Annotated in this window: 18 protein-coding genes; 4 read left to right on the forward strand and 14 right to left on the reverse strand. The window is 69.0% G+C overall.

Annotated elements, in window-relative coordinates; genetic code table 11:
- Positions 1 to 17: 17 nt before the first annotated feature.
- Positions 18 to 1,046: an LLM class flavin-dependent oxidoreductase gene (locus ACW4TU_RS13175; RefSeq protein WP_457427802.1), complete on the forward strand. Its 1,029-nt coding sequence runs from the start codon at positions 18 to 20 to the stop codon at positions 1,044 to 1,046.
- A gap of 81 nt (positions 1,047 to 1,127) precedes the next feature.
- Here the strand turns inward: ACW4TU_RS13175 and ACW4TU_RS13180 are convergent, their stop codons facing one another.
- Positions 1,128 to 1,520 carry an SCO5389 family protein gene (locus ACW4TU_RS13180; protein ID WP_006381684.1) on the reverse strand — a complete coding sequence of 131 codons (393 nt, stop codon included), beginning with the start codon at positions 1,518 to 1,520 and terminating at the stop codon, positions 1,128 to 1,130.
- A 299-nt stretch (positions 1,521 to 1,819) separates the two neighbouring features.
- Between ACW4TU_RS13180 and nucS the strand changes: the two genes are divergently transcribed.
- Positions 1,820 to 2,491: an endonuclease NucS gene (gene nucS, locus ACW4TU_RS13185; protein ID WP_457427805.1), complete on the forward strand. Its 672-nt coding sequence runs from the start codon at positions 1,820 to 1,822 to the stop codon at positions 2,489 to 2,491.
- A gap of 73 nt (positions 2,492 to 2,564) precedes the next feature.
- Here nucS and ACW4TU_RS13190 read toward each other — a convergent pair whose 3' ends face one another.
- From ACW4TU_RS13190 to ACW4TU_RS13205, 4 genes are all read right to left on the reverse strand, one after another.
- The gene (locus ACW4TU_RS13190) at positions 2,565 to 5,162 is read right to left on the reverse strand and encodes an ATP-binding protein (RefSeq protein ID WP_457427807.1); all 2,598 of its coding nucleotides are present in this window, start codon (positions 5,160 to 5,162) and stop codon (positions 2,565 to 2,567) included.
- Between the two features lie 264 nt (positions 5,163 to 5,426).
- Positions 5,427 to 5,750, reverse strand: coding sequence for an STAS domain-containing protein (locus tag ACW4TU_RS13195; protein ID WP_006382151.1), 324 nt, complete (start codon positions 5,748 to 5,750; stop codon positions 5,427 to 5,429).
- A 174-nt stretch (positions 5,751 to 5,924) separates the two neighbouring features.
- The gene (locus tag ACW4TU_RS13200; protein WP_457427809.1) at positions 5,925 to 6,773 is read right to left on the reverse strand and encodes a 3-hydroxyacyl-CoA dehydrogenase family protein; all 849 of its coding nucleotides are present in this window, start codon (positions 6,771 to 6,773) and stop codon (positions 5,925 to 5,927) included.
- A 155-nt stretch (positions 6,774 to 6,928) separates the two neighbouring features.
- Positions 6,929 to 7,237: a zinc ribbon domain-containing protein gene (locus tag ACW4TU_RS13205; RefSeq protein ID WP_457427811.1), complete on the reverse strand. Its 309-nt coding sequence runs from the start codon at positions 7,235 to 7,237 to the stop codon at positions 6,929 to 6,931.
- 334 nt (positions 7,238 to 7,571) lie between these two features.
- Between ACW4TU_RS13205 and ACW4TU_RS13210 the strand changes: the two genes are divergently transcribed.
- Both ACW4TU_RS13210 and ACW4TU_RS13215 read left to right on the forward strand, forming a co-directional pair.
- On the forward strand, positions 7,572 to 8,144 hold the full coding sequence (locus ACW4TU_RS13210; protein WP_457427813.1) for a cob(I)yrinic acid a,c-diamide adenosyltransferase: 573 nt from the start codon (positions 7,572 to 7,574) through the stop codon (positions 8,142 to 8,144).
- 358 nt (positions 8,145 to 8,502) lie between these two features.
- Positions 8,503 to 10,323 carry a glycosyl hydrolase family 18 protein gene (locus tag ACW4TU_RS13215; RefSeq protein ID WP_457427815.1) on the forward strand — a complete coding sequence of 607 codons (1,821 nt, stop codon included), beginning with the start codon at positions 8,503 to 8,505 and terminating at the stop codon, positions 10,321 to 10,323.
- A 63-nt stretch (positions 10,324 to 10,386) separates the two neighbouring features.
- Here the strand turns inward: ACW4TU_RS13215 and ACW4TU_RS13220 are convergent, their stop codons facing one another.
- The 9 genes from ACW4TU_RS13220 to atpB all read right to left on the reverse strand — a co-directional run bounded on the left by ACW4TU_RS13220 (position 10,387) and on the right by atpB (position 18,223).
- On the reverse strand, positions 10,387 to 10,833 hold the full coding sequence (locus tag ACW4TU_RS13220) for a DUF2550 domain-containing protein (protein WP_457427817.1): 447 nt from the start codon (positions 10,831 to 10,833) through the stop codon (positions 10,387 to 10,389).
- A gap of 165 nt (positions 10,834 to 10,998) precedes the next feature.
- Positions 10,999 to 11,373 carry a F0F1 ATP synthase subunit epsilon gene (locus ACW4TU_RS13225; RefSeq protein WP_164315328.1) on the reverse strand — a complete coding sequence of 125 codons (375 nt, stop codon included), beginning with the start codon at positions 11,371 to 11,373 and terminating at the stop codon, positions 10,999 to 11,001.
- Positions 11,374 to 11,610: 237 nt separating this feature from the next.
- Positions 11,611 to 13,047 carry a F0F1 ATP synthase subunit beta gene (gene atpD, locus ACW4TU_RS13230; RefSeq protein WP_457427819.1) on the reverse strand — a complete coding sequence of 479 codons (1,437 nt, stop codon included), beginning with the start codon at positions 13,045 to 13,047 and terminating at the stop codon, positions 11,611 to 11,613.
- Positions 13,047 to 13,964: a F0F1 ATP synthase subunit gamma gene (locus ACW4TU_RS13235; RefSeq protein WP_457427821.1), complete on the reverse strand. Its 918-nt coding sequence runs from the start codon at positions 13,962 to 13,964 to the stop codon at positions 13,047 to 13,049. The genes atpD and ACW4TU_RS13235 overlap by 1 nt, the downstream gene beginning before the upstream one ends.
- 20 nt (positions 13,965 to 13,984) lie before the next feature.
- Complete coding sequence (atpA, locus tag ACW4TU_RS13240; RefSeq protein ID WP_457427823.1) at positions 13,985 to 15,577, reverse strand: F0F1 ATP synthase subunit alpha; 1,593 nt, start codon at positions 15,575 to 15,577, stop codon at positions 13,985 to 13,987.
- A gap of 159 nt (positions 15,578 to 15,736) precedes the next feature.
- Positions 15,737 to 16,552 carry a F0F1 ATP synthase subunit delta gene (locus tag ACW4TU_RS13245; RefSeq protein WP_457430071.1) on the reverse strand — a complete coding sequence of 272 codons (816 nt, stop codon included), beginning with the start codon at positions 16,550 to 16,552 and terminating at the stop codon, positions 15,737 to 15,739.
- A 2-nt stretch (positions 16,553 to 16,554) separates the two neighbouring features.
- Positions 16,555 to 17,103 (reverse strand): F0F1 ATP synthase subunit B, encoded by a 549-nt coding sequence (locus ACW4TU_RS13250; protein ID WP_457427825.1) that lies wholly within the window; start codon positions 17,101 to 17,103, stop codon positions 16,555 to 16,557.
- A gap of 38 nt (positions 17,104 to 17,141) precedes the next feature.
- Positions 17,142 to 17,378 (reverse strand): ATP synthase subunit c family protein, encoded by a 237-nt coding sequence (locus tag ACW4TU_RS13255; RefSeq protein WP_015657805.1) that lies wholly within the window; start codon positions 17,376 to 17,378, stop codon positions 17,142 to 17,144.
- A 74-nt stretch (positions 17,379 to 17,452) separates the two neighbouring features.
- On the reverse strand, positions 17,453 to 18,223 hold the full coding sequence (gene atpB, locus ACW4TU_RS13260) for a F0F1 ATP synthase subunit A (RefSeq protein WP_457430073.1): 771 nt from the start codon (positions 18,221 to 18,223) through the stop codon (positions 17,453 to 17,455).
- Positions 18,224 to 18,239 lie beyond the last annotated feature (16 nt).

The raw sequence follows: 18,239 nt of genomic DNA on the forward strand, positions 1-18,239 counted from the left end.
GGAAGCAGGAAAGAGCAATGCGCGTAGGAAGCTTTGTGCTGGCGGCCCAGTTCCCGGGCCAGGGCCAGGGGGAGGCGCTGCACCGAGCGGTCAGGTCCGCCGAGGTCGCCGAGGAGGCGGGCCTCGACACGGTCTGGCTGGCGGAGCACCACTTCGTGCCGTACGGCACCTGCCCGTCCGCGACGACCCTGGCGGCTCTGCTGCTGGGCCGCACCCGGCGCATCCGGATCGGTACGGCGGTGAGCGTGCTGCCCACCACCCACCCCGTGGCGCTCGGCGAACAGGCGGCGCTGCTGCATCTGACGTCCGGCGGGAGGTTCACGCTGGGCGTGGGGCGCGGTGGGCCGTGGGTCGACCTGGAGGTGTTCGGGACGGGTCTCGAGGCGTACGAGAAGGCGTTCCCGGAGTCACTCGACCTGCTGGTCCGCTGGCTGCGCGAGCCGTCCGTGTCGGCCGACGGCGACCGGTTCAGGTTCCGCGACGTGGCCGTCGTACCGAGCCCGTCGGAGTCGCTGACGGACACCGCGGGGCCCGAGGTCGTCGTCGCGTGCACCTCGCCGTCGAGCGTGCGGCTGGCCGCCGAGCGCGGGCTGCCGATGCTCCTCGGGATGCATGTCGGGGACGAGGAGAAGGCCGAGATGGTCGCCCTGTGGCGGCAGTCGGCGCGCGCGGCCGGACGCTCGGGGGACGAGATCCGGGGCGCCGCCCATGTGTCGGCCGGCGTCTGCCAGATCGCGGACACACGCACGGACGCGGTCGAGACCCTGATGAAGGCGATGCCGGGCTGGCTGCGACAGGGGCTGGAGGCGCATGTCACGGTGGACGGCCGGCAGCGTTCGATGCGCGACCCGGTGGCGTACACCGAACTCCTCTGCGGGCTGCACCCGGTGGGCACGGCCAGACTCTGCGCCGACCGGCTCGCGGCGACCTCCGAGCGCACGGGCATCTCGCGCTTCGCTCTGCTCGTCGAGGGTTCCGGAGATCTGGCGGCCACGGAGGAGAACGTACGGCGGCTGGGCACCGAGGTGGTCACCCAGCTGCGCTGAACACCGGGCTCCCGCGGGGAGCTTGCCGCCCCGTACAGAAACACCTCCCGCGTACGAGGCGGCAAGCCGTTGCCCCGCGCCTCAGCAGTCCCGGAATTCCGGGGACTGGTTCAGCAGCTGACTGCGCACCGAGGTGAAGCGGGCCAGCTTGACGTCCACCGAGGAGTCCAGCGGGAACACCGCCACCCGGTGGCAGTTCTGGAAGGCCAGCCGCACACCGAAGTGCCGCTGCAGTGCGCCGCGTATCGCGTCACTCGCCAGCGCACGCAGCAGCTGGCCCCGTGCCTGCTCGTCCGGCGGCGGCGTCTGGTTGTCGGCGAAGTCTCCGCCGTCCACCTTCAGCTGGGCCACCAGGGAGCTGATCATCTCCCATGCGTAGGGCAGGGAGGTCCGGACGCAGTCGACGAATTCAGCTTCGTCGACCTCGCCTCGCTCGGCCTGTTCGAGTAGGGCCGGTGAGACGTCGAGCGACATGAGTTCTCCTCTCGCACCCCCGGGTCACGGGGGTTGCCGGACAGGGAAAGGGAGCCCGCGACACCGAGCACGCTCCGTACACACATCGCGACCTCCCGGTTACTACCGTAGGCAACGGACCGTGACGGCACCAGGAAAACGCGGATACAGGACCGGTCAGAACCGTCCCTGTAGGCACACAATCAGCCATCAACGAACAGTTGCCCCTGGCATGTTCCTTCGGCCCAGGGAGTCCCCGCCAGCGCTACTGAGGTGGGCGAATCGCGTGGACCACCGCGCGTCGAGTAGCGTTGCCGACCATGCGTCTCGTCATTGCGCGCTGTTCCGTGGACTACGCGGGCCGGCTCACCGCTCATCTCCCGTCGGCCCCCCGCCTCATCCTGGTCAAGGCTGACGGCAGCGTCTCGATCCACGCGGACGACCGCGCCTACAAGCCTCTCAACTGGATGTCTCCGCCCTGCACGTTGAAGGAGGGAGCCGGAGAAGAGGAGGGGATCTGGACCGTCATCAACAAGGCGGGCGAGAAGCTCATCATCACGATGGAGGAGATCCTCCACGATTCCTCGCACGAACTCGGTGTGGACCCCGGCCTGATCAAGGACGGCGTGGAAGCACACCTCCAGGAACTCCTCGCGGACCGCATCGAGACCCTCGGCGACGGCTACACCCTCATCCGCCGCGAGTACATGACGGCCATCGGCCCGGTCGACATCCTGTGCCGGGACGGCGACGGCGCGACGGTCGCGGTCGAGATCAAGCGGCGCGGCGAGATCGACGGCGTGGAGCAACTCACGCGCTATCTGGAGCTGTTGAACCGCGACCCGCACCTCGCGCCGGTCCGCGGCATCTTCGCCGCCCAGGAGATCAAGCCCCAGGCCCGCGTCCTCGCCACGGACCGGGGCATCGGCTGCGCGGTCCTGGACTACAACGCGATGCGCGGCATCGAGGACGACAAACTCCGGCTGTTCTGACACCGGTTCACGGCTGTACGTGGAAGGGGGCGGGCCCGTTGTTACGGGCCCGCCCCCTTCCACGTGCTGTCTGTCAGATCATCGGCGGCGCGTCGGTGTCGACCGGATCACTCGCCGGCCCGCTCGCCGGCTCGGTCTGGACCGGGCTGGTGGCCGGGCCGCTGGCCGAGGCAGGGGGGTCCGAGGGCGACGCGTCCTCGGACGGCGTGGGCGACGCGGGCGCCGAAGGAGTGGGCGTGGCCGTGTCGGACGGCGGCGTCGACGGGGAGGCCGACGTCGACGGCTTGGAGCTGGGCGTCGGAGACGCGGACGTGGACGGCTTGGACGGTGCGGTCCCGCCCCCGGTGCTCCCACCGCCCCCCGGTGTCTTCGTGCCCGTCGGGTCGTCCGACGGCTCCTGGCCGTCCGTCGGCGGCGGCGTCGGGTCGTCCGAGGTGCCCATGGTCCCGTCGGGGCCCGGGTCGGTCGGGCGGCTGGTGGCCGTACCGGTGTCGCCGTTGCTGTCGCTGTCGCCGTTGTCGGCCTTGTCGGCGCCCAGGCTGTCGTCGTCGCTGCCCGGACTGGCGGACGGGTTGATGCCGACCTGGTCGGACGGCGCGTCGTTGTGGTTCGAGGTCGCGCCCAGCGTCACCACCGTGCCGAGCACCGCCACGAGCAGGGCGCCCGCGCCGGCCGCCACGAGGTTGCGCCGGGCACCGCCCACGAGCCGCTGGATGCCCGAGACCTTGTGCGCCCCGCCCCCGGACCGGGACGTGATCACCGTCGCCGGGAAGTCACCGGCCGCATAGCCGGAACCGGAACCCGATCCGGAACCCGTGGGCGACGCCTTGAGCGGCGGGTAGCCCGCCGCCCCGAAGACGGCCGGGACGCCACCGGGCGGCGACGCCGACTCCTCGTACCGCGCGTCCGGCATCTCCTCGCCCGCCGTGGAACCCGGGCCGGAGCCGAGGCCCGGGGTGTCGCCGGACCGGTCGGCGACCAGGGTGAGGGCGCGGCGGCCCGCGACCGTGCCGCGCTTGTCGGCGACGGCACCGCGCAGCCCGATGGCGCCCTCCAGCTCACTACGGGCCCGGTCGAGCTGTTCGCCGCACAGCGCGAGGATGCCCAACTCGTGGTGGAAATAGGCCTGTTCCGAAACATCCCCGGCGAGCCGGGCGGCCTCGGAGCCGGCGTGCAGGGCGTGTTCCCAGGCGCTCCAGTACAGACCGGCCGCGAAGGCGGGCGCCGCCGTGCGGGCCAGCTGCACGGCCGTGCTCTCCTCGTCCTCCCCCGGCGGCGTGGTCTCGGGGACCAGGACGTCAAGGGTGGCGAGCAGGGCGTCGGCCTCGGCGCAGACCCGCTCGGGGGTCACGGACGGGTGCCCGGCCCACCAGGCGAAGTGCCGGGCGGCGGTGAACGCCCGGTCCTGGGCGCCTTCGCCGTATCCGGCGGCCTCCAGCTGGGTCCCCACCCCGGCCGCGAGCCGGTAGTGGGAGCCGACCGGGGAGACCAGCGCACAGCCGAGCAGCTCACCGAGGGCGGCGTCCGCGTGGGTGTCGCCGACCAGCGCGGGCAGATGCGCCTGGTGGGGCACCTCACCGCCGAGCGCGACGGCGAACCGCAGGGTCTCCCGCGCGGACGCGCTGAGCCGGGACGCGAGCAACGGCGCGGGCGCGGCACCCTCGGCGAGCGAGGGCAGCGGTACGTCGGGTTCGTCGCCGGTGGCGACGGGCACGTCGATGGGGGTGTCGTCGAAGACGCCGAACTCGTCGAAGGCGTCGGCGCCCGCACGCAGTCCGTCGCGCTGCCTGAGCAGGGCGCCGGCCTGGACGAACCGCAGGGGCAGGCCCTCGGACTCGAACCAGAGATCGCCCGCCCAGTTGGCCTCCTCCTCCGTGAGGACACGGCCGACGGCGCGCTCCAGGAGTTCCAGGCCCCCGGACCGGTCGAGTCCGTCGAGGAACAGTTCCTCGATCAGCGCGTCTGCGGAGGGCGCGGGCACGTCGGGGGTGGCGCTGATCAGGAAGGCGCACTCGGGGGTCGCGTCGATGAGTTCGTCGAGCGCGGCGCCGCCGAACTCCACGTCGTCGAGGACGACGACCGCGCCGGCCTCGCGGACGAGGGCGCGCAGTTCGTCCGGTTCCGGCCGGTACAGAGGTGCGCTGTAGACGGCGTAGAAGAGGTCGTAGAGCAGATCGGTCTGGGTGCGGTGGAAGCCGGTGAGACGGACCACGCCGTCGGGGGCGAGGTCCGCGCAGTCCGCGGCGACGGCGTCGAGGAGTGTGGTGCGGCCGGAGCCGGCCGGGCCGGTGAGGCGTACGGAACGGCCGCGGGCCAGCAGTCGCACCAGCCGTTCACGCTCGCCGTCGCGCTCCAGGAGTGGGAGTTCGGGCTGCGCGGGCCCGGGCGGTACGGGTGGCCGGGCGGCGCGGGAGATCTCGGCGCGCTCGGCCGCCGTGAGCTTGGCGGGCCTGCCGGGCCGTTCACCGGGCGGGCAGACCTCTATCTCGCTGCCGTCGACGGGGTTGACCGTGAGCAGGTAGTCGCCCGAGACGAGCTGCACGGTGCGGGCGAGCGCCGGCGTGTGCTGGCCGAAGTCGGTTGAGAGGGCATCGCGAGGCGGGCGCTGACGCGGCGTGCTGCCGTCGGCGTCGTGGCCGTACTCCTCGGAGCCCTGGTTGTTCGGGTCCATAAGGTTCAAGCCCCCCAAAAGCGTCGTGTGCGGGTCGACGGGACCCAGGCCCCTCCCGGCCTTGCTGCACACTGCGCTGTCGCTTCTGGTCCGGGCCCGCTCGCGGGATGTCAGGCAGCGGGCGACCGAACCCTAAACCTTCGCACAGTATCTATGACAGGCCGGGGTACCGCGCCGTCCGAGACGTCACAGTCTCGTGAGGATTGTGCGTGAAGCGCGTTTTCACCTTCACCGGTTCACACCCACCGGTTCACACCCACTGGTTCACACTCTGGGCAGCGACTCCACCCCGATACCACCCTCGATCGCCAGGATCCGGTGCAGCCGGGTGGCCACCAACAGGCGCTGCATCTGCGGTGGTACGTCGCGCAGCACGAGCCGTCTGCCGCACCGCCCGCACCGCCGGTGGGCTCCCATGATCACCCCGAGTCCGGTGGCGTCCCAGGAGTCCAGCTCGGACAGGTCCAGCACCAGATCGCCGACGCCCGTGTCGACGGCCGTATGCAGGACCGTACGGGCGTCCGCCGCGCTGCGGACGTCGAGGCGGCCCCCGACGACCAGCTCGGCGTGGTCGCCCCTGATGTACATATGCGCTCCCGTGAGTGCGTGTCGTGCTCCGCGTCGGTAGGTGATGCAACGTCTGACTGCCTGAGGGGCGGTCAGGTTGCCGTCTGTGAGCGAACCGATACTCAATTCACCCCACAGGGTGACACCCCAGGGGTTCGTGCGGTTTCCGTGCCTGTTGACTACGTGCGATACCGCTCAGTGCTTGTAGAAGCCCTGCCCGCTCTTGCGGCCGATGTCACCGGCGTCAACCATCCGGCGCATCAGCTCCGGAGGAGCGAACTTCTCGTCCTGGGACTCGGTGTAGATGTTGCTCGTCGCGTGCAGCAGGATGTCGACCCCGGTGAGGTCGGCGGTGGCCAGCGGGCCCATGGCGTGCCCGAAGCCGAGCTTGCAGGCGAGGTCGATGTCCTCCGCGGTGGCGACACCGGACTCGTACAGCTTGGCCGCCTCGACGACCAGCGCCGAGATCAGCCGGGTCGTCACGAAACCGGCGACGTCCCGGTTGACGACGACGCAGGTCTTGCCGACGGACTCGGCGAACTCCCGCGCGGTGGCGAGGGTTTCGTCGCTCGTCTTGTAGCCGCGGACCAGCTCGCAGAGCTGCATCATCGGCACCGGTGAGAAGAAGTGCGTACCGACGACCCGGTCCGGGCGGTCGGTGACGGCGGCGATCTTGGTGATCGGGATGGCGGAGGTGTTGGAGGCGAGCACGGCGTCGTCGCGCGCGATCTTGTCGAGCGCGCGGAAGATCTCGTGCTTGACCTCCAGCTTCTCGAAGACCGCCTCGACGACGATGTCCGCGTCGGCGACCGCGTCCAGGTCGGTCGTCGCGGTGATGCGTCCGAGGGCTGCCTCGGCGTCGGCCGCGGCCAGCTTGCCCTTGCCCACGAACCGGTCGTACGAGGATTTGATGCCGTCGGTGCCACGGGTGAGCGCTTCGTCGGTGACATCGCGCAGTACGACGTCCCAGCCGGCCTGGGCGGATACCTGGGCGATGCCGGAACCCATCAGGCCGGCTCCGATGACGGCAAGCTTCCGTGCCACTGTGCGACTCCCCTGACGCGCTGTTTACGTATCCCTTGATAGGGGCCCCGACAAGGCCTCTCCGCCGGACCTTAGCGGTCGTGAGCGGTTGTGTGACCGCTTAGTAACGCGTTTCACGTCTCACGGCGTGAGACACCGATCACGTTGGTCACGTCTCATCTGACGGACCTGACGATCCTCTCAACGGCCGAAGCCGAAGGGATTCCGACCGCAGCGGCCGGAGTGCCGATTCCTTGCGGTTTCCCACTGGTTGGCGCTTCGCAGACCGGCCGGCGCGGAGGTCTCCACGCCCGGTGACCCGCATGCCCGCGGGCCGATGTGTTCTTCGCGGCCAACGTGTCGGCGTGTTCCAGGTGGCCACGGACTCCGCATACGAACCGCGCTCGGCTCTCGCGGTTGTCCGGATGCGCGTGTCCGCGGGCGGGGCACGTCACCGATGTGTGGGCAGGGTTCACGGTGCGCACCTCGGCTCGCGGTGGCGGTCATGTCCGCGACGTCGAGGTCTTCGAGAACCACGAGGGCATCGGCCTCGACGATGCGGCAGGCCGTCCGAGCGTGGAAATCCTGGCGGCGGTCGCGGACGGCGCGCGTGATCGCCCTCATCTTTGCCCGGCACGCCATCGCGGGACACCGTGGCCGACTTGACCGTGCCGCCGAGCGGGCGGGACCAGCGGAAGCCGACGCACCCGAGTTTCGGCAGACGCACGTCTGCTGGAGGATGTGGGACGGCGCGACCTTCAACCACGGGTGCGAAACGCGAATGTCCGCACGACTGGGGGCAACGTCTAGATTGGCGGCATGGTCAATCTGACGCGCATCTACACCAGGACCGGCGACCAGGGCACCACCGCCCTCGGCGACATGAGCAGGGTCGCCAAGACCGATCTGCGGATCTCCGCGTACGCCGACGCCAACGAGGCGAACGCGGTGATCGGGACCGCCGTCGCGCTGGGCGGGCTGGAGGTGGCGGTCGTCAAGGTGCTGACCAGGGTGCAGAACGACCTCTTCGACGTGGGCGCGGACCTGGCGACGCCGGTGGCCGAGAACCCGGAGTTTCCTCCGTTGCGGGTCAAGCAGTCCTACGTCGACAAGCTGGAGGCGGACTGCGACCGGTTCCTCGAAGACCTGGAGAAACTGCGCTCGTTCATCCTCCCCGGCGGCACCCCCGGCGCGGCCCTGCTGCACCAGGCGTGCACGGTGGTGCGCCGGGCCGAGCGCTCGACATGGGCGGCCCTGGAGGTCCACGCGGAGGTGATGAACCCGCTCACCGCGACCTACCTCAACCGGCTGTCGGACCTGCTGTTCATCCTGGCGCGTACGGCCAACAAGGCGGTCGGGGACGTGCTCTGGGTCCCGGGCGGGGAGCGCTGACTCCAGGTCCGTCGCGGCGTTCGAGTACTTCGGCCAGATCGCGTACGTCGGCGCGACCACCCCGTGCATGCCGACAGGAGCCGAACGCCGACCCGGCCGCCCTGGGCACCCTCAGCCGTCTCCACATGGCCGAGGCCGCGGTGAATACGCACGTCAGCCGGTTGCCGGGCAAGCTGGAGCCGCGCAGTCGGGTGCAAGCGGCGCTGCCGGCGCAGGAGTTGGGGGTTTAGCGAATCAGTGGAGGCTTTCCGCGAAGTGGTCCAGACCTATTGACCCGTGGTCCAGACCTTCCTATTCTCGCGGCACTGTGGGTGCGAAGGCTCAGTCGCGCCCCCTGACACCTCCAAGGAGGCGCGGCATGCGCTTCGGACAAAGATGTACGGCAGGCCTGACAACCCTGCTGCTCCCCCTCGCCGCCCTGGTGGGCCTGGCGAGCCCGGCACAGGCGGCCACCTCGGCCACCGCGACCTACGCCAAGACCCAGGACTGGGGCACCGGTTTCGAGGGCAAGTGGACGGTCACCAACACCGGTACCACGTCGATCAGTTCATGGACGGTCGAGTGGGACTTCCCCTCGGGTACGTCCGTCACCTCGGCCTGGGACGCGGACGTCACGTCCAGCGGCACCCACTGGACCGCCAAGAACAAGTCGTGGAACGGCACCCTCGCCCCCGGCGCCGCCGTCTCCTTCGGCTTCAACGGCGCCGGCTCCGGCGCCCCCGCCAACTGCAAGCTGAACAGCGGCAGTTGTGACGGCGGATCGGTCCCCGGCGACAACGCCCCCTCGGCGCCCGGCACTCCGACCGCCTCCGGCATCACCGACACCTCGGTGAAGCTGAGTTGGGGCGCGGCCACCGACGACAAGGGCATCAAGAACTACGACGTCCTGCGCGGCGGCACCAAGGTCGCGACGGTGACGGCCACCTCGTACACGGACACGGGTCTGAGCGCGGGTACGGACTACTCGTACACCGTCCAGGCCCGGGACACCGCCGACCAGACCGGTCCGGTGAGCGGCGCCGTCGCCGTGCACACCACCGGCGGCACCACCACCCCGCCCACCGGGAACAAGGTCAGGCTCGGCTACTTCACCGAGTGGGGCGTCTACGGCCGCAACTACCACGTCAAGAACCTGGTGACCTCGGGCTCGGCATCCAAGATCACCCACATCAACTACGCGTTCGGCAACGTCAAGGACGGCAAGTGCACCGTCGACGACACCTACGCCGCCTACGACAAGGCCTACACCGCCGACCAGTCGGTGTCCGGGGTGGCCGACACCTGGGACCAGCCACTGCGCGGCAACTTCAACCAGCTCCGGGAACTGAAGGCCAAGTACCCGAACATCAAGGTGCTGTACTCCTTCGGCGGCTGGACCTACTCCGGCGGCTTCGCGCAGGCCGCCGCCAACCCGGCCGCCTTCGCCGCCTCCTGCAAGGCGGTCGTGGAGGACCCGCGCTGGGCGGACGTCTTCGACGGCATCGACATCGACTGGGAGTACCCGAACGCCTGCGGCCTGACCTGTGACACATCAGGGGCGCCGGCCTTCAAGAACCTGCTGTCGGCGCTGCGTACGACGTTCGGGGCGAACTACCTGGTCACCGCGGCCATCACCGCCGACGGCTCCTCAGGCGGCAAGCTCGACGCGGCCGACTACGGCGGCGCCTCCGCCTACGCCGACTGGTACAACGTGATGACGTACGACTACTTCGGCGCCTTCGACGCGGACGGTCCGACCGCCCCGCACTCGCCGCTCACCTCGTACGCCGGTATCCCGGCCGCCGGCTTCAACTCAGCCGACGCCATCGCCAAGCTGAAGGCGAAGGGCGTCCCGGCGGCGAAGCTCCTGCTGGGCATCGGTTTCTACGGCCGCGGCTGGACCGGCGTCACCCAGTCCGCCCCCGGCGGCACGGCGACCGGCGCGGCCCCGGGCACGTACGAGGCGGGCATCGAGGACTACAAGATCCTCAAGACGTCCTGCCCGGCCACCGGCACGATCGCCGGCACCGCGTACGCGTACTGCGGCAACAACTGGTGGTCGTACGACACTCCCGCGACGATCGCCGGGAAGATGACCTGGGCCAAGAACCAGTCCCTGGGCGGCGCCTTCTTCTGGGAGTTCAGCGGCGACACGAGCAACGGGGAGCTGGTGAGCGCGATCAGCGGCGGGCTCGCGTAGCTCACGGCAAAGGCGGCGGGGTGGGTGCGTACGCACCCACCCCGCCGCCCCCGTATGTCAGGGTCAGGCCACGTTCACCTGTTGCCCGGGAGGCGCGGCCTCCAGCCAGGCGAGGAAACCGGTCAGCGCGTCGTCGCTCATGGCCAGCTCCAGTCTCGTCCCCCGATGGAGACAGGCGAGCACGACCGCGTCCGAGAGCAGGGCCAGCTCCTCCTCGCCGTCGGGGGCACGGCGGCCGGCCACCTCGATCGACGAGCGTTCCAGGACGCGGCGCGGCCGGGGGGAGTACGAGAAGACGCGGTACCACTCGATGCGGTCACCGTTGTAGCGGGCGACACCGTAGCCCCAGCCCTTGCCGCTGGGGTCGGGTTTCTCGGGTACGTCCCAGCGCAGGCTGCAGTCGAACGTACCGCCGGAGCGTTGGATGAGCCGGCGGCGCAGCCCGAAGACGAACAGGCCGACCACCACGACCGCCACTACCAAGCCGCCCACAGTCAGAGCGAGGAACATCGACACCGACCTCCTCGTCTCCTAGGTAACGGAAAAGAAAAAACACCCGGATTTACCTCAGCCGCGGCTGGGGCCGGCGCAAACCGGTCCCAGCCGCGGCTGAGGCAAAGCATCACACTGGAGCTCCCCCAGTGTCTAAAGGGCCTGGGAGGTACCCCCAGTGGTTCAGCGCGCCGCCACGGCCCGCAGTCGGACGTCCGCACGCCGCTCGGCGGAGGCGTCGCCCTCCGCCTTCGCGCGCTCGAGCTCCCGCTCCACGCGCTGGACGTCGATCTCGTCCGCCAGCTCGGCGATCTCCGCCAGCAGCGACAGCTTGTTGTCCGCGAACGAGATGAAACCGCCGTGCGCCGCGGCGACGACCGTTCCACCATCACTCGTACGGATGGTCACCGGGCCCGACTCCAGCACACCGAGCAGCGGCTGGTGACCGGGCATAACGCCGATGTCGCCGGACGTGGTGCGCGCGACGACCAGAGTGGCCTCGCCGGACCAGATCTTACGGTCGGCAGCGACCAGCTCGACGTGCAGCTCAGCAGCCAAGGTTGGCTCCTCGGGTCACCACCCGGCTGGGACACCGGGTGTTGCGTATAAGTCTAGTAGGGCTCCGAGCACCGATGTGCCGGGGCCTGCCCCGAGCTGTTCGGCCGGGGGTCTGGGGGCCGCGCGGCGTCAGCCGCAAATGACACGTCCCCAGGCAATGCAGCAGTGGTAGTGCGGAGAGGGGCAGGACGCACCCCGCGAAGGGTGCTCCCCTGCCCCTCTCCCAGAGCCCGGGGGTCAGGAGACGCCCAGCTCCTTGGCGTTGGCCTTGAGGTCCTCAATGCCACCGCAGAGGAAGAACGCCTGCTCCGGGAAGTGGTCGTAGTCGCCGTCGATGATCGCGTTGAACGCCACGATCGACTCGTCCAGCGGTACGTCCGACCCGTCGACGCCGGTGAACTGCTTGGCGACGTGGGTGTTCTGGGACAGGAAGCGCTCCACGCGACGGGCCCGGTGGACGGTGAGCTTGTCCTCCTCGCCCAGCTCGTCGATACCGAGGATCGCGATGATGTCCTGGAGGTCCTTGTACTTCTGGAGGACACCCTTGACGCGCATCGCCGTGCTGTAGTGGTCCGCCGTGATGTAGCGGGGGTCCAGGATGCGGGACGTGGAGTCCAGCGGGTCCACGGCCGGGTAGATGCCCTTCTCGGAGATCGGACGGGAGAGAACCGTCGTCGCGTCGAGGTGGGCGAACGTGGTGGCCGGGGCCGGGTCGGTCAGGTCGTCCGCGGGGACGTAGATCGCCTGCATCGAGGTGATCGAGTGACCACGGGTCGAGGTGATGCGCTCCTGGAGGAGACCCATCTCGTCGGCCAGGGTCGGCTGGTAACCCACCGCGGAGGGCATCCGGCCGAGCAGGGTCGAGACCTCGGAACCGGCCTGCGTGAAGCGGAAGATGTTGTCGATGAAGAACAGCACGTCCTGCTTCTGCACATCGCGGAAGTACTCCGCCATGGTCAGACCGGCCAGGGCCACGCGCAGACGGGTGCCCGGGGGCTCGTCCATCTGGCCGAAGACCAGCGCGGTCTTGTCGATGACGCCGGACTCCGACATCTCCTCGATGAGGTCGTTGCCCTCACGAGTGCGCTCACCGACACCGGCGAACACGGAGACACCGTCGTGGTTGTTGGCGACGCGGTAGATCATCTCCTGGATGAGCACCGTCTTGCCGACGCCGGCACCGCCGAACAGGCCGATCTTTCCACCCTTGACGTACGGGGTGAGAAGGTCGATGACCTTGACGCCGGTCTCGAACATCTCGGTCTTCGACTCGAGCTCGTCGAAACGCGGGGCCTTGCGGTGGATGGACCAGCGCTCGCCCGAGTACGTCTCGTCGGAGTTCAGTACCTCACCGAGGGTGTTGAACACCTTGCCCTTGGTGAAGTCACCGACCGGGACGGTGATGCCCGAACCCGTGTTGGTGACCACGGCCTGGCGGACCAGACCGTCGGTGGGCTGCATGGAGATGGTGCGGACCAGGCCGTCACCCAGGTGCTGGGCGACCTCCAGGGTCAGCGTCTTCCTCGCGCCGTCGAGGGCCGGGTCGGCCACCTCGACGTGAAGGGCGTTGTAGATCTCCGGCATGGCGTCGACGGGGAATTCCACGTCGACGACCGGGCCGATGACCCGGGCGACGCGGCCCGTGGCAACGGCCGTCTCAACTGTCGTCGTCATTACCTGTCACTCCCCGCGGTCGCGTCGGCCAGGGCTGCGGTGCCACCGACGATCTCGCTGATTTCCTGGGTGATTTCGGCCTGTCGGGCCGCATTGGCAAGTCGGGAGAGCGTCGTGATGAGGTCTCCCGCGTTGTCGGTGGCCGACTTCATCGCGCGGCGCGTGGCGGCGTGCTTGGAAGCAGCCGACTGGAGCATCGCGTTGTAGATACGGCTTTCGACGTACCGCGGCAGCAGGGCGTCGAGGACGTCCTCCGCCGACGGCTCGAAGTCGTACAGCGGAAGGATCTCGCCCTTCCCGGTCGTCTCTGCCGCGACCTCGTCGAGGCGCAGCGGCAGCAGACGGCCGTCGACCGCGTTCTGCGTCATCATCGAGACGAACTCGGTGTAGACGATGTGGAGTTCGTCCACGCCGCCGTCCGCCGTCTCCTTCTCGATGGCCTCGATGAGCGGAGCCGCGACCTTCTTGGCGTCCGCGTACGTGGGCTGGTCGGTGAAGCCCGACCACGATTCCACGACCTTGCGCTCGCGGAAGTTGTAGTGGGCCAGACCGCGGCGGCCGACGATGTACGTGTCGACCTCCTTGCCCTCCGCCTCAAGTCGCGCCGTCAGCTTCTCGGCGGCCTTGATCGCGTTGGAGTTGAAGGCGCCGGCCAGACCGCGGTCGCTCGAAAGGAGCAGCACCGCGGAACGGGTCGGCGTCTCGGCCTCGGTGGTCAGCGGGTGCCTGGTGTTCGAGCCCGTGCCGACCGCCGTGACCGCGCGGGTGAGCTCGGTCGCGTACGGCGCGGAGGCCGCCACCTTGCGCTGCGCCTTGACGACGCGCGAGGCGGCGATCATCTCCATCGCCTTGGTGATCTTCTTGGTCGCGGTGACAGACTTGATACGACGCTTGTAGACCCGGAGCTGGGCTCCCATGAGTCAGGTCCCTTCCGTCGTCACTTGGCCGCGGCGGCCGGAGCGTCTTCGCCGAGAAGCTTGCCGTCCGAGGTCTCGAACTGCTTCTTGAATTCCGCGACGGCGTCGGCGATGGCGGTGATGGTGTCGTCCGACATCTTCGCGCCCTCCTTGATGGAGGTCATGAGGCCCTGCTCCTTGCGGTGCAGGTACTCCAGGAGCTCCTTCTCGAAGCGGCGGATGTCGTTGACCGGCACCTCGTCCATCTTGCCGGTGGTACCGGCCCAGATGGAGACGACCTGGTCCTCGGTGGCCATCGGCTGGTACTGAGCCTGCTTGAGCAGCTCGACCAGTCGCATACCACGCTCAAGCTGCGACTTCGACGCGGCGTCCAGGTCGGAACCGAAGGCGGCGAACGCCTCCAGCTCACGGTACTGGGCGAGGTCGAGGCGCAGTCGGCCGGACACCTGGCGCATCGCCTTGTGCTGCGCGGAACCACCGACTCGGGAGACGGAGATACCGACGTTCAGCGCGGGACGCTGACCGGCGTTGAACAGGTCCGACTCCAGGAAGCACTGGCCGTCGGTGATGGAGATGACGTTGGTCGGGATGAACGCCGAGACGTCGTTGGCCTTCGTCTCGACGATCGGCAGACCGGTCATCGAGCCCGCGCCCAGCTCGTCGGAGAGCTTCGCGCAGCGCTCCAGCAGACGGGAGTGGAGGTAGAAGACGTCACCCGGGTAGGCCTCGCGGCCCGGCGGGCGGCGCAGCAGCAGGGACACGGCGCGGTAGGCGTCGGCCTGCTTCGAGAGGTCGTCGAAGATGATGAGGACGTGCTTGCCCTCGTACATCCACTGCTGGCCGATGGCCGAACCGGTGTACGGCGCAAGGTACTTGAAGCCGGCCGGGTCGGACGCCGGGGCGGCGACGATGGTCGTGTACTCCAGCGCGCCGGCCTCTTCGAGGGCGCCACGCACGGAGGCGATGGTCGAGCCCTTCTGGCCGATGGCGACGTAGACGCAGCGAACCTGCTTCTTCGGGTCACCGGTGCGCCAGTTGTCGCGCTGGTTGATGATCGTGTCGACGGCCAGCGCGGTCTTGCCGGTCTGACGGTCGCCGATGATCAGCTGACGCTGACCACGGCCGATCGGGGTCATCGCGTCGACGGCCTTGTAGCCCGTCTCCATCGGCTCGTGCACCGACTTGCGCGCCATGACGCCCGGAGCCTGCAGCTCCAGGGCGCGACGACCGCTGGTCTCGATCTCGCCGAGGCCGTCGATCGGGTTGCCGAGCGGGTCAACCACGCGGCCGAGGTAGCCCTCGCCGACGGCCACGGACAGGACTTCACCGGTACGGGTGACCGGCTGGCCCTCTTCGACACCGCTGAACTCGCCGAGGATGACGGTACCGATCTCGCGCTCTTCGAGGTTGAGCGCGAGACCGAGGGTGCCGTCCTCGAACTTCAGCAGTTCGTTGGCCATGGCCGAGGGAAGACCCTCTACCTTCGCGATGCCGTCGCCGGCAAGGGTGACCGTACCGACCTCCTCGCGCGAGGCCGCGTCCGGCTTGTACGACTGGACGAAGTTCTCCAGCGCATCCCGGATCTCCTCCGGCCGGATCGTGAGCTCCGCCATCTGGGTTCCCTGCTCTCCTTGTTGGGCCCGAAGTTTCACTTGGGGGGATGGGGACTCCCCCCAAAAAGAGGTGAATCCTCTGCACGGCCCAACCAGGGCCGCATTCAAGTACGTACTACGAGTATTGAGTTGCTGCGTGCTGTGTGGCTGCCGGGCGGGCTAGCCCGCCATACGGCGGCCGGCGTCCTCGATGCGGTCCGCGATGCTGCCGTTGATGACCTCGTCGCCGACCAGCACCCGGATCCCGCCGAGGACCTCGGGGTCCACATCCAGGTTCAGGTGCATCTGACGGCCGTAGAGCTTCGCGAGGGCGGCGCCGAGGCGCTGCTTCTGCGGGTCGCTCAGCGGGACCGCGGAGGTGACGACGGCGACCATGCGGTCCCGGCGTTCGGCGGCGAGCTTGGACAGGGACTCGAGTCCCGCCTCCAGGCTACGTCCCCGCGGTGCGGTCACCAGGCGCGTCACCAGACGCTCCGTCGTGGCCGCGGCCCGGCCCCCGAGCAGGCTGCGCAGCAGCTCGCTCTTGGCGCCGGTGGTCGCGGCACGGTCGGTCAGCGCGGCGCGCAGCTCGGTGTTCGAAGCGACGATCCGGCCGAACCGGAACAGCTCGTCCTCGACGTTGTCGAGCGCGCCCGCCTGCTGGGCCGAGGTGAGGTCGGCGATGTCCGCCAGTTCCTCCAGCGCGTCCACCAGGTCACGCGAACGCGACCAGCGGGAGCGCACCATGCCGGCCACCAGGTCGGTGGTGGGCCCGCCGACCTGGCTGCCGAAGAGGCGCTGGGCCAGCTCGGCCTTGGCCTCTCCGGGCTGCGCCGGGTCGGTGAGGACCCGACGCAGCGACACCTCGCGGTGCAGCAGAGCGGTGACCGAAGCCAGCTCGTCGGACAGCTTCTTCGCGTCGGCGGACGTGGAGTCCGTCAGCGCGTCGAGACGCTCCCGTGCGGCGGCGGCAGCCTCGCGACTGGCTCCGTGCACGGTCATCGAGTCGCCTCGGCCTTCTCCTCGAGGTCGTCGAGGAAGCGGTCGATCACACGGCTCTGCCGGGCGTGGTCCTCGAGGGACTCGCCGACGAGCTTGCCGGCCAGCTCGGTGGCGAGCTTGCCGACGTCCTGGCGGAGCGCGGACGAGGCGGCCTTGCGGTCGGCGTCGAGCTGGGAGTGACCGGCGGCGACGATCTCCTCACGCTGCCGCTGGCCTTCCGCGCGCATCTCGGCGATGAGCGTGGCACCCTGCTCCTGCGCCTCCTGGCGCAGTCGCGCGGCCTCGTGCCGAGCCTCGGCGAGCTGAGCCTTGTACTGCTCAAGAACGCTCTGGGCCTCGACCTTCATGGCGTCGGCCTCTTCGATACCGCCCTCGATCGCCGCGCGACGCTCCTCCAGAACCTTGTTGATGTTCGGAAGCAGCTTCTTCCAGAAGAAGAAGAACACGATGGCGAAGGCGATGGCGCCGACGAGCAGCTCGGGGCCCGCAGGAATGAGCGGGCTCTGCTCCTCCTCGGCGGCGAACCGCACCAGGTTGGCGATCACATCAGTGCCTTTCGTCGATACGTGCGGGGTAAGGGTGATTACTTACCGAACACGAACGGCATAACGATGCCGATGAGGGCGAGCGCCTCACAGAAGGCGAAGCCGAGGATCTGGTTGGCGCGGATCAGGCCGGCCGCTTCGGGCTGACGGGCGAGGGCCTGGGTGCCGTTACCGAAGATGATGCCGACGCCGACGCCGGGGCCGATGGCGGCAAGGCCGTAGCCGATGGAGCCGAGCGAACCGGAGACAGCGGCAAGGGTCTCAGTGGCAGCCATGCTGAATCTTCCTTCTGTTTCATGGACCGGCGGGGGTTGGCCACCGGACGCTTAAGGGCTTGCGGGAGGTGCGCTCAGTGGTGCTCGGCGAGAGCACCCTGAATGTACGAGCAGGCAAGGAGCACGAAGACGTACGCCTGGACCGCCTGCACGAAAAGCTCGAAGAGGATCATGACGATGGTCATCACGAAGGAGACACCGGCTGCCGGGACCATCGCGCCGTTCAGCAGATACCAGGAGGCAACCGTGAACATGACCAGCATCAGGTGACCGGCGAACATGTTGGCGAACAGTCGCACGGCGTGTGTGAAGGGTCGGACCAGCAGGTTCGAGAAGAACTCGATGACCATGACAAGCGGCAGTACCGGGCCGAGCGACTTGTCGTAGCCGGTGACGTTCTTGAAGAAGCCGACGAAGCCGTGCTTCTTGAACGTCAGCGACACCCACAGCACGTAGACGATGGCGGCCAGCACCATCGGGAACGCGATGACCGACGACACCGGGAACTGTGCGAGCGGGATCACGGACCAGATGTTCATGATCCAGATGAAGAAGAACAGCGAGACCATCAGGGGGACGTACTTCTCGCCCTCCCTCTTACCGAGGGTCTCGTAAACGATTCCGCGGCGTACGAAGTCGTAGCCGGCCTCGCCCACCATCTGCAGCTTGCCCGGGACGACCTTGGCCTTGCCGAAAGCCGCGTAGAAGAAGCTGATGACAAGAAGGGTGGTGATGAGCGCGAGCAGCATCACCTTGTTGAACTCGAACCCGCCGACCGTCGCGATCGGCTGGAAGAGGAACGAGTGCAGGCCCGGTGCCGGGAAGCCGCAGCCGTTGTCGGACATGATCCGACAGTTCCAC

The organism is Streptomyces kryoterrae, assembly GCF_054072135.1.

What these genes read in the sequence shown, in the direction of transcription:
- ACW4TU_RS13175 (WP_457427802.1), top strand. Translation starts at nt 18, where the DNA reads ATGCGCGTAGGAAGCTTTGTGCTGGCGGCCCAGTTCCCGGGCCAGGGC.
- ACW4TU_RS13180 (WP_006381684.1), bottom strand. Translation starts at nt 1,520, where the DNA reads ATGTCGCTCGACGTCTCACCGGCCCTACTCGAACAGGCCGAGCGAGGC.
- nucS (WP_457427805.1), top strand. Translation starts at nt 1,820, where the DNA reads ATGCGTCTCGTCATTGCGCGCTGTTCCGTGGACTACGCGGGCCGGCTC.
- ACW4TU_RS13190 (WP_457427807.1), bottom strand. Translation starts at nt 5,162, where the DNA reads ATGGACCCGAACAACCAGGGCTCCGAGGAGTACGGCCACGACGCCGAC.
- ACW4TU_RS13195 (WP_006382151.1), bottom strand. Translation starts at nt 5,750, where the DNA reads ATGTACATCAGGGGCGACCACGCCGAGCTGGTCGTCGGGGGCCGCCTC.
- ACW4TU_RS13210 (WP_457427813.1), top strand. Translation starts at nt 7,572, where the DNA reads ATGGTCAATCTGACGCGCATCTACACCAGGACCGGCGACCAGGGCACC.
- ACW4TU_RS13215 (WP_457427815.1), top strand. Translation starts at nt 8,503, where the DNA reads ATGCGCTTCGGACAAAGATGTACGGCAGGCCTGACAACCCTGCTGCTC.
- ACW4TU_RS13220 (WP_457427817.1), bottom strand. Translation starts at nt 10,833, where the DNA reads ATGTTCCTCGCTCTGACTGTGGGCGGCTTGGTAGTGGCGGTCGTGGTG.
- atpD (WP_457427819.1), bottom strand. Translation starts at nt 13,047, where the DNA reads ATGACGACGACAGTTGAGACGGCCGTTGCCACGGGCCGCGTCGCCCGG.
- ACW4TU_RS13235 (WP_457427821.1), bottom strand. Translation starts at nt 13,964, where the DNA reads ATGGGAGCCCAGCTCCGGGTCTACAAGCGTCGTATCAAGTCTGTCACC.
- atpA (WP_457427823.1), bottom strand. Translation starts at nt 15,577, where the DNA reads ATGGCGGAGCTCACGATCCGGCCGGAGGAGATCCGGGATGCGCTGGAG.
- ACW4TU_RS13255 (WP_015657805.1), bottom strand. Translation starts at nt 17,378, where the DNA reads ATGGCTGCCACTGAGACCCTTGCCGCTGTCTCCGGTTCGCTCGGCTCC.
- atpB (WP_457430073.1), bottom strand. Translation starts at nt 18,223, where the DNA reads ATGTCCGACAACGGCTGCGGCTTCCCGGCACCGGGCCTGCACTCGTTC.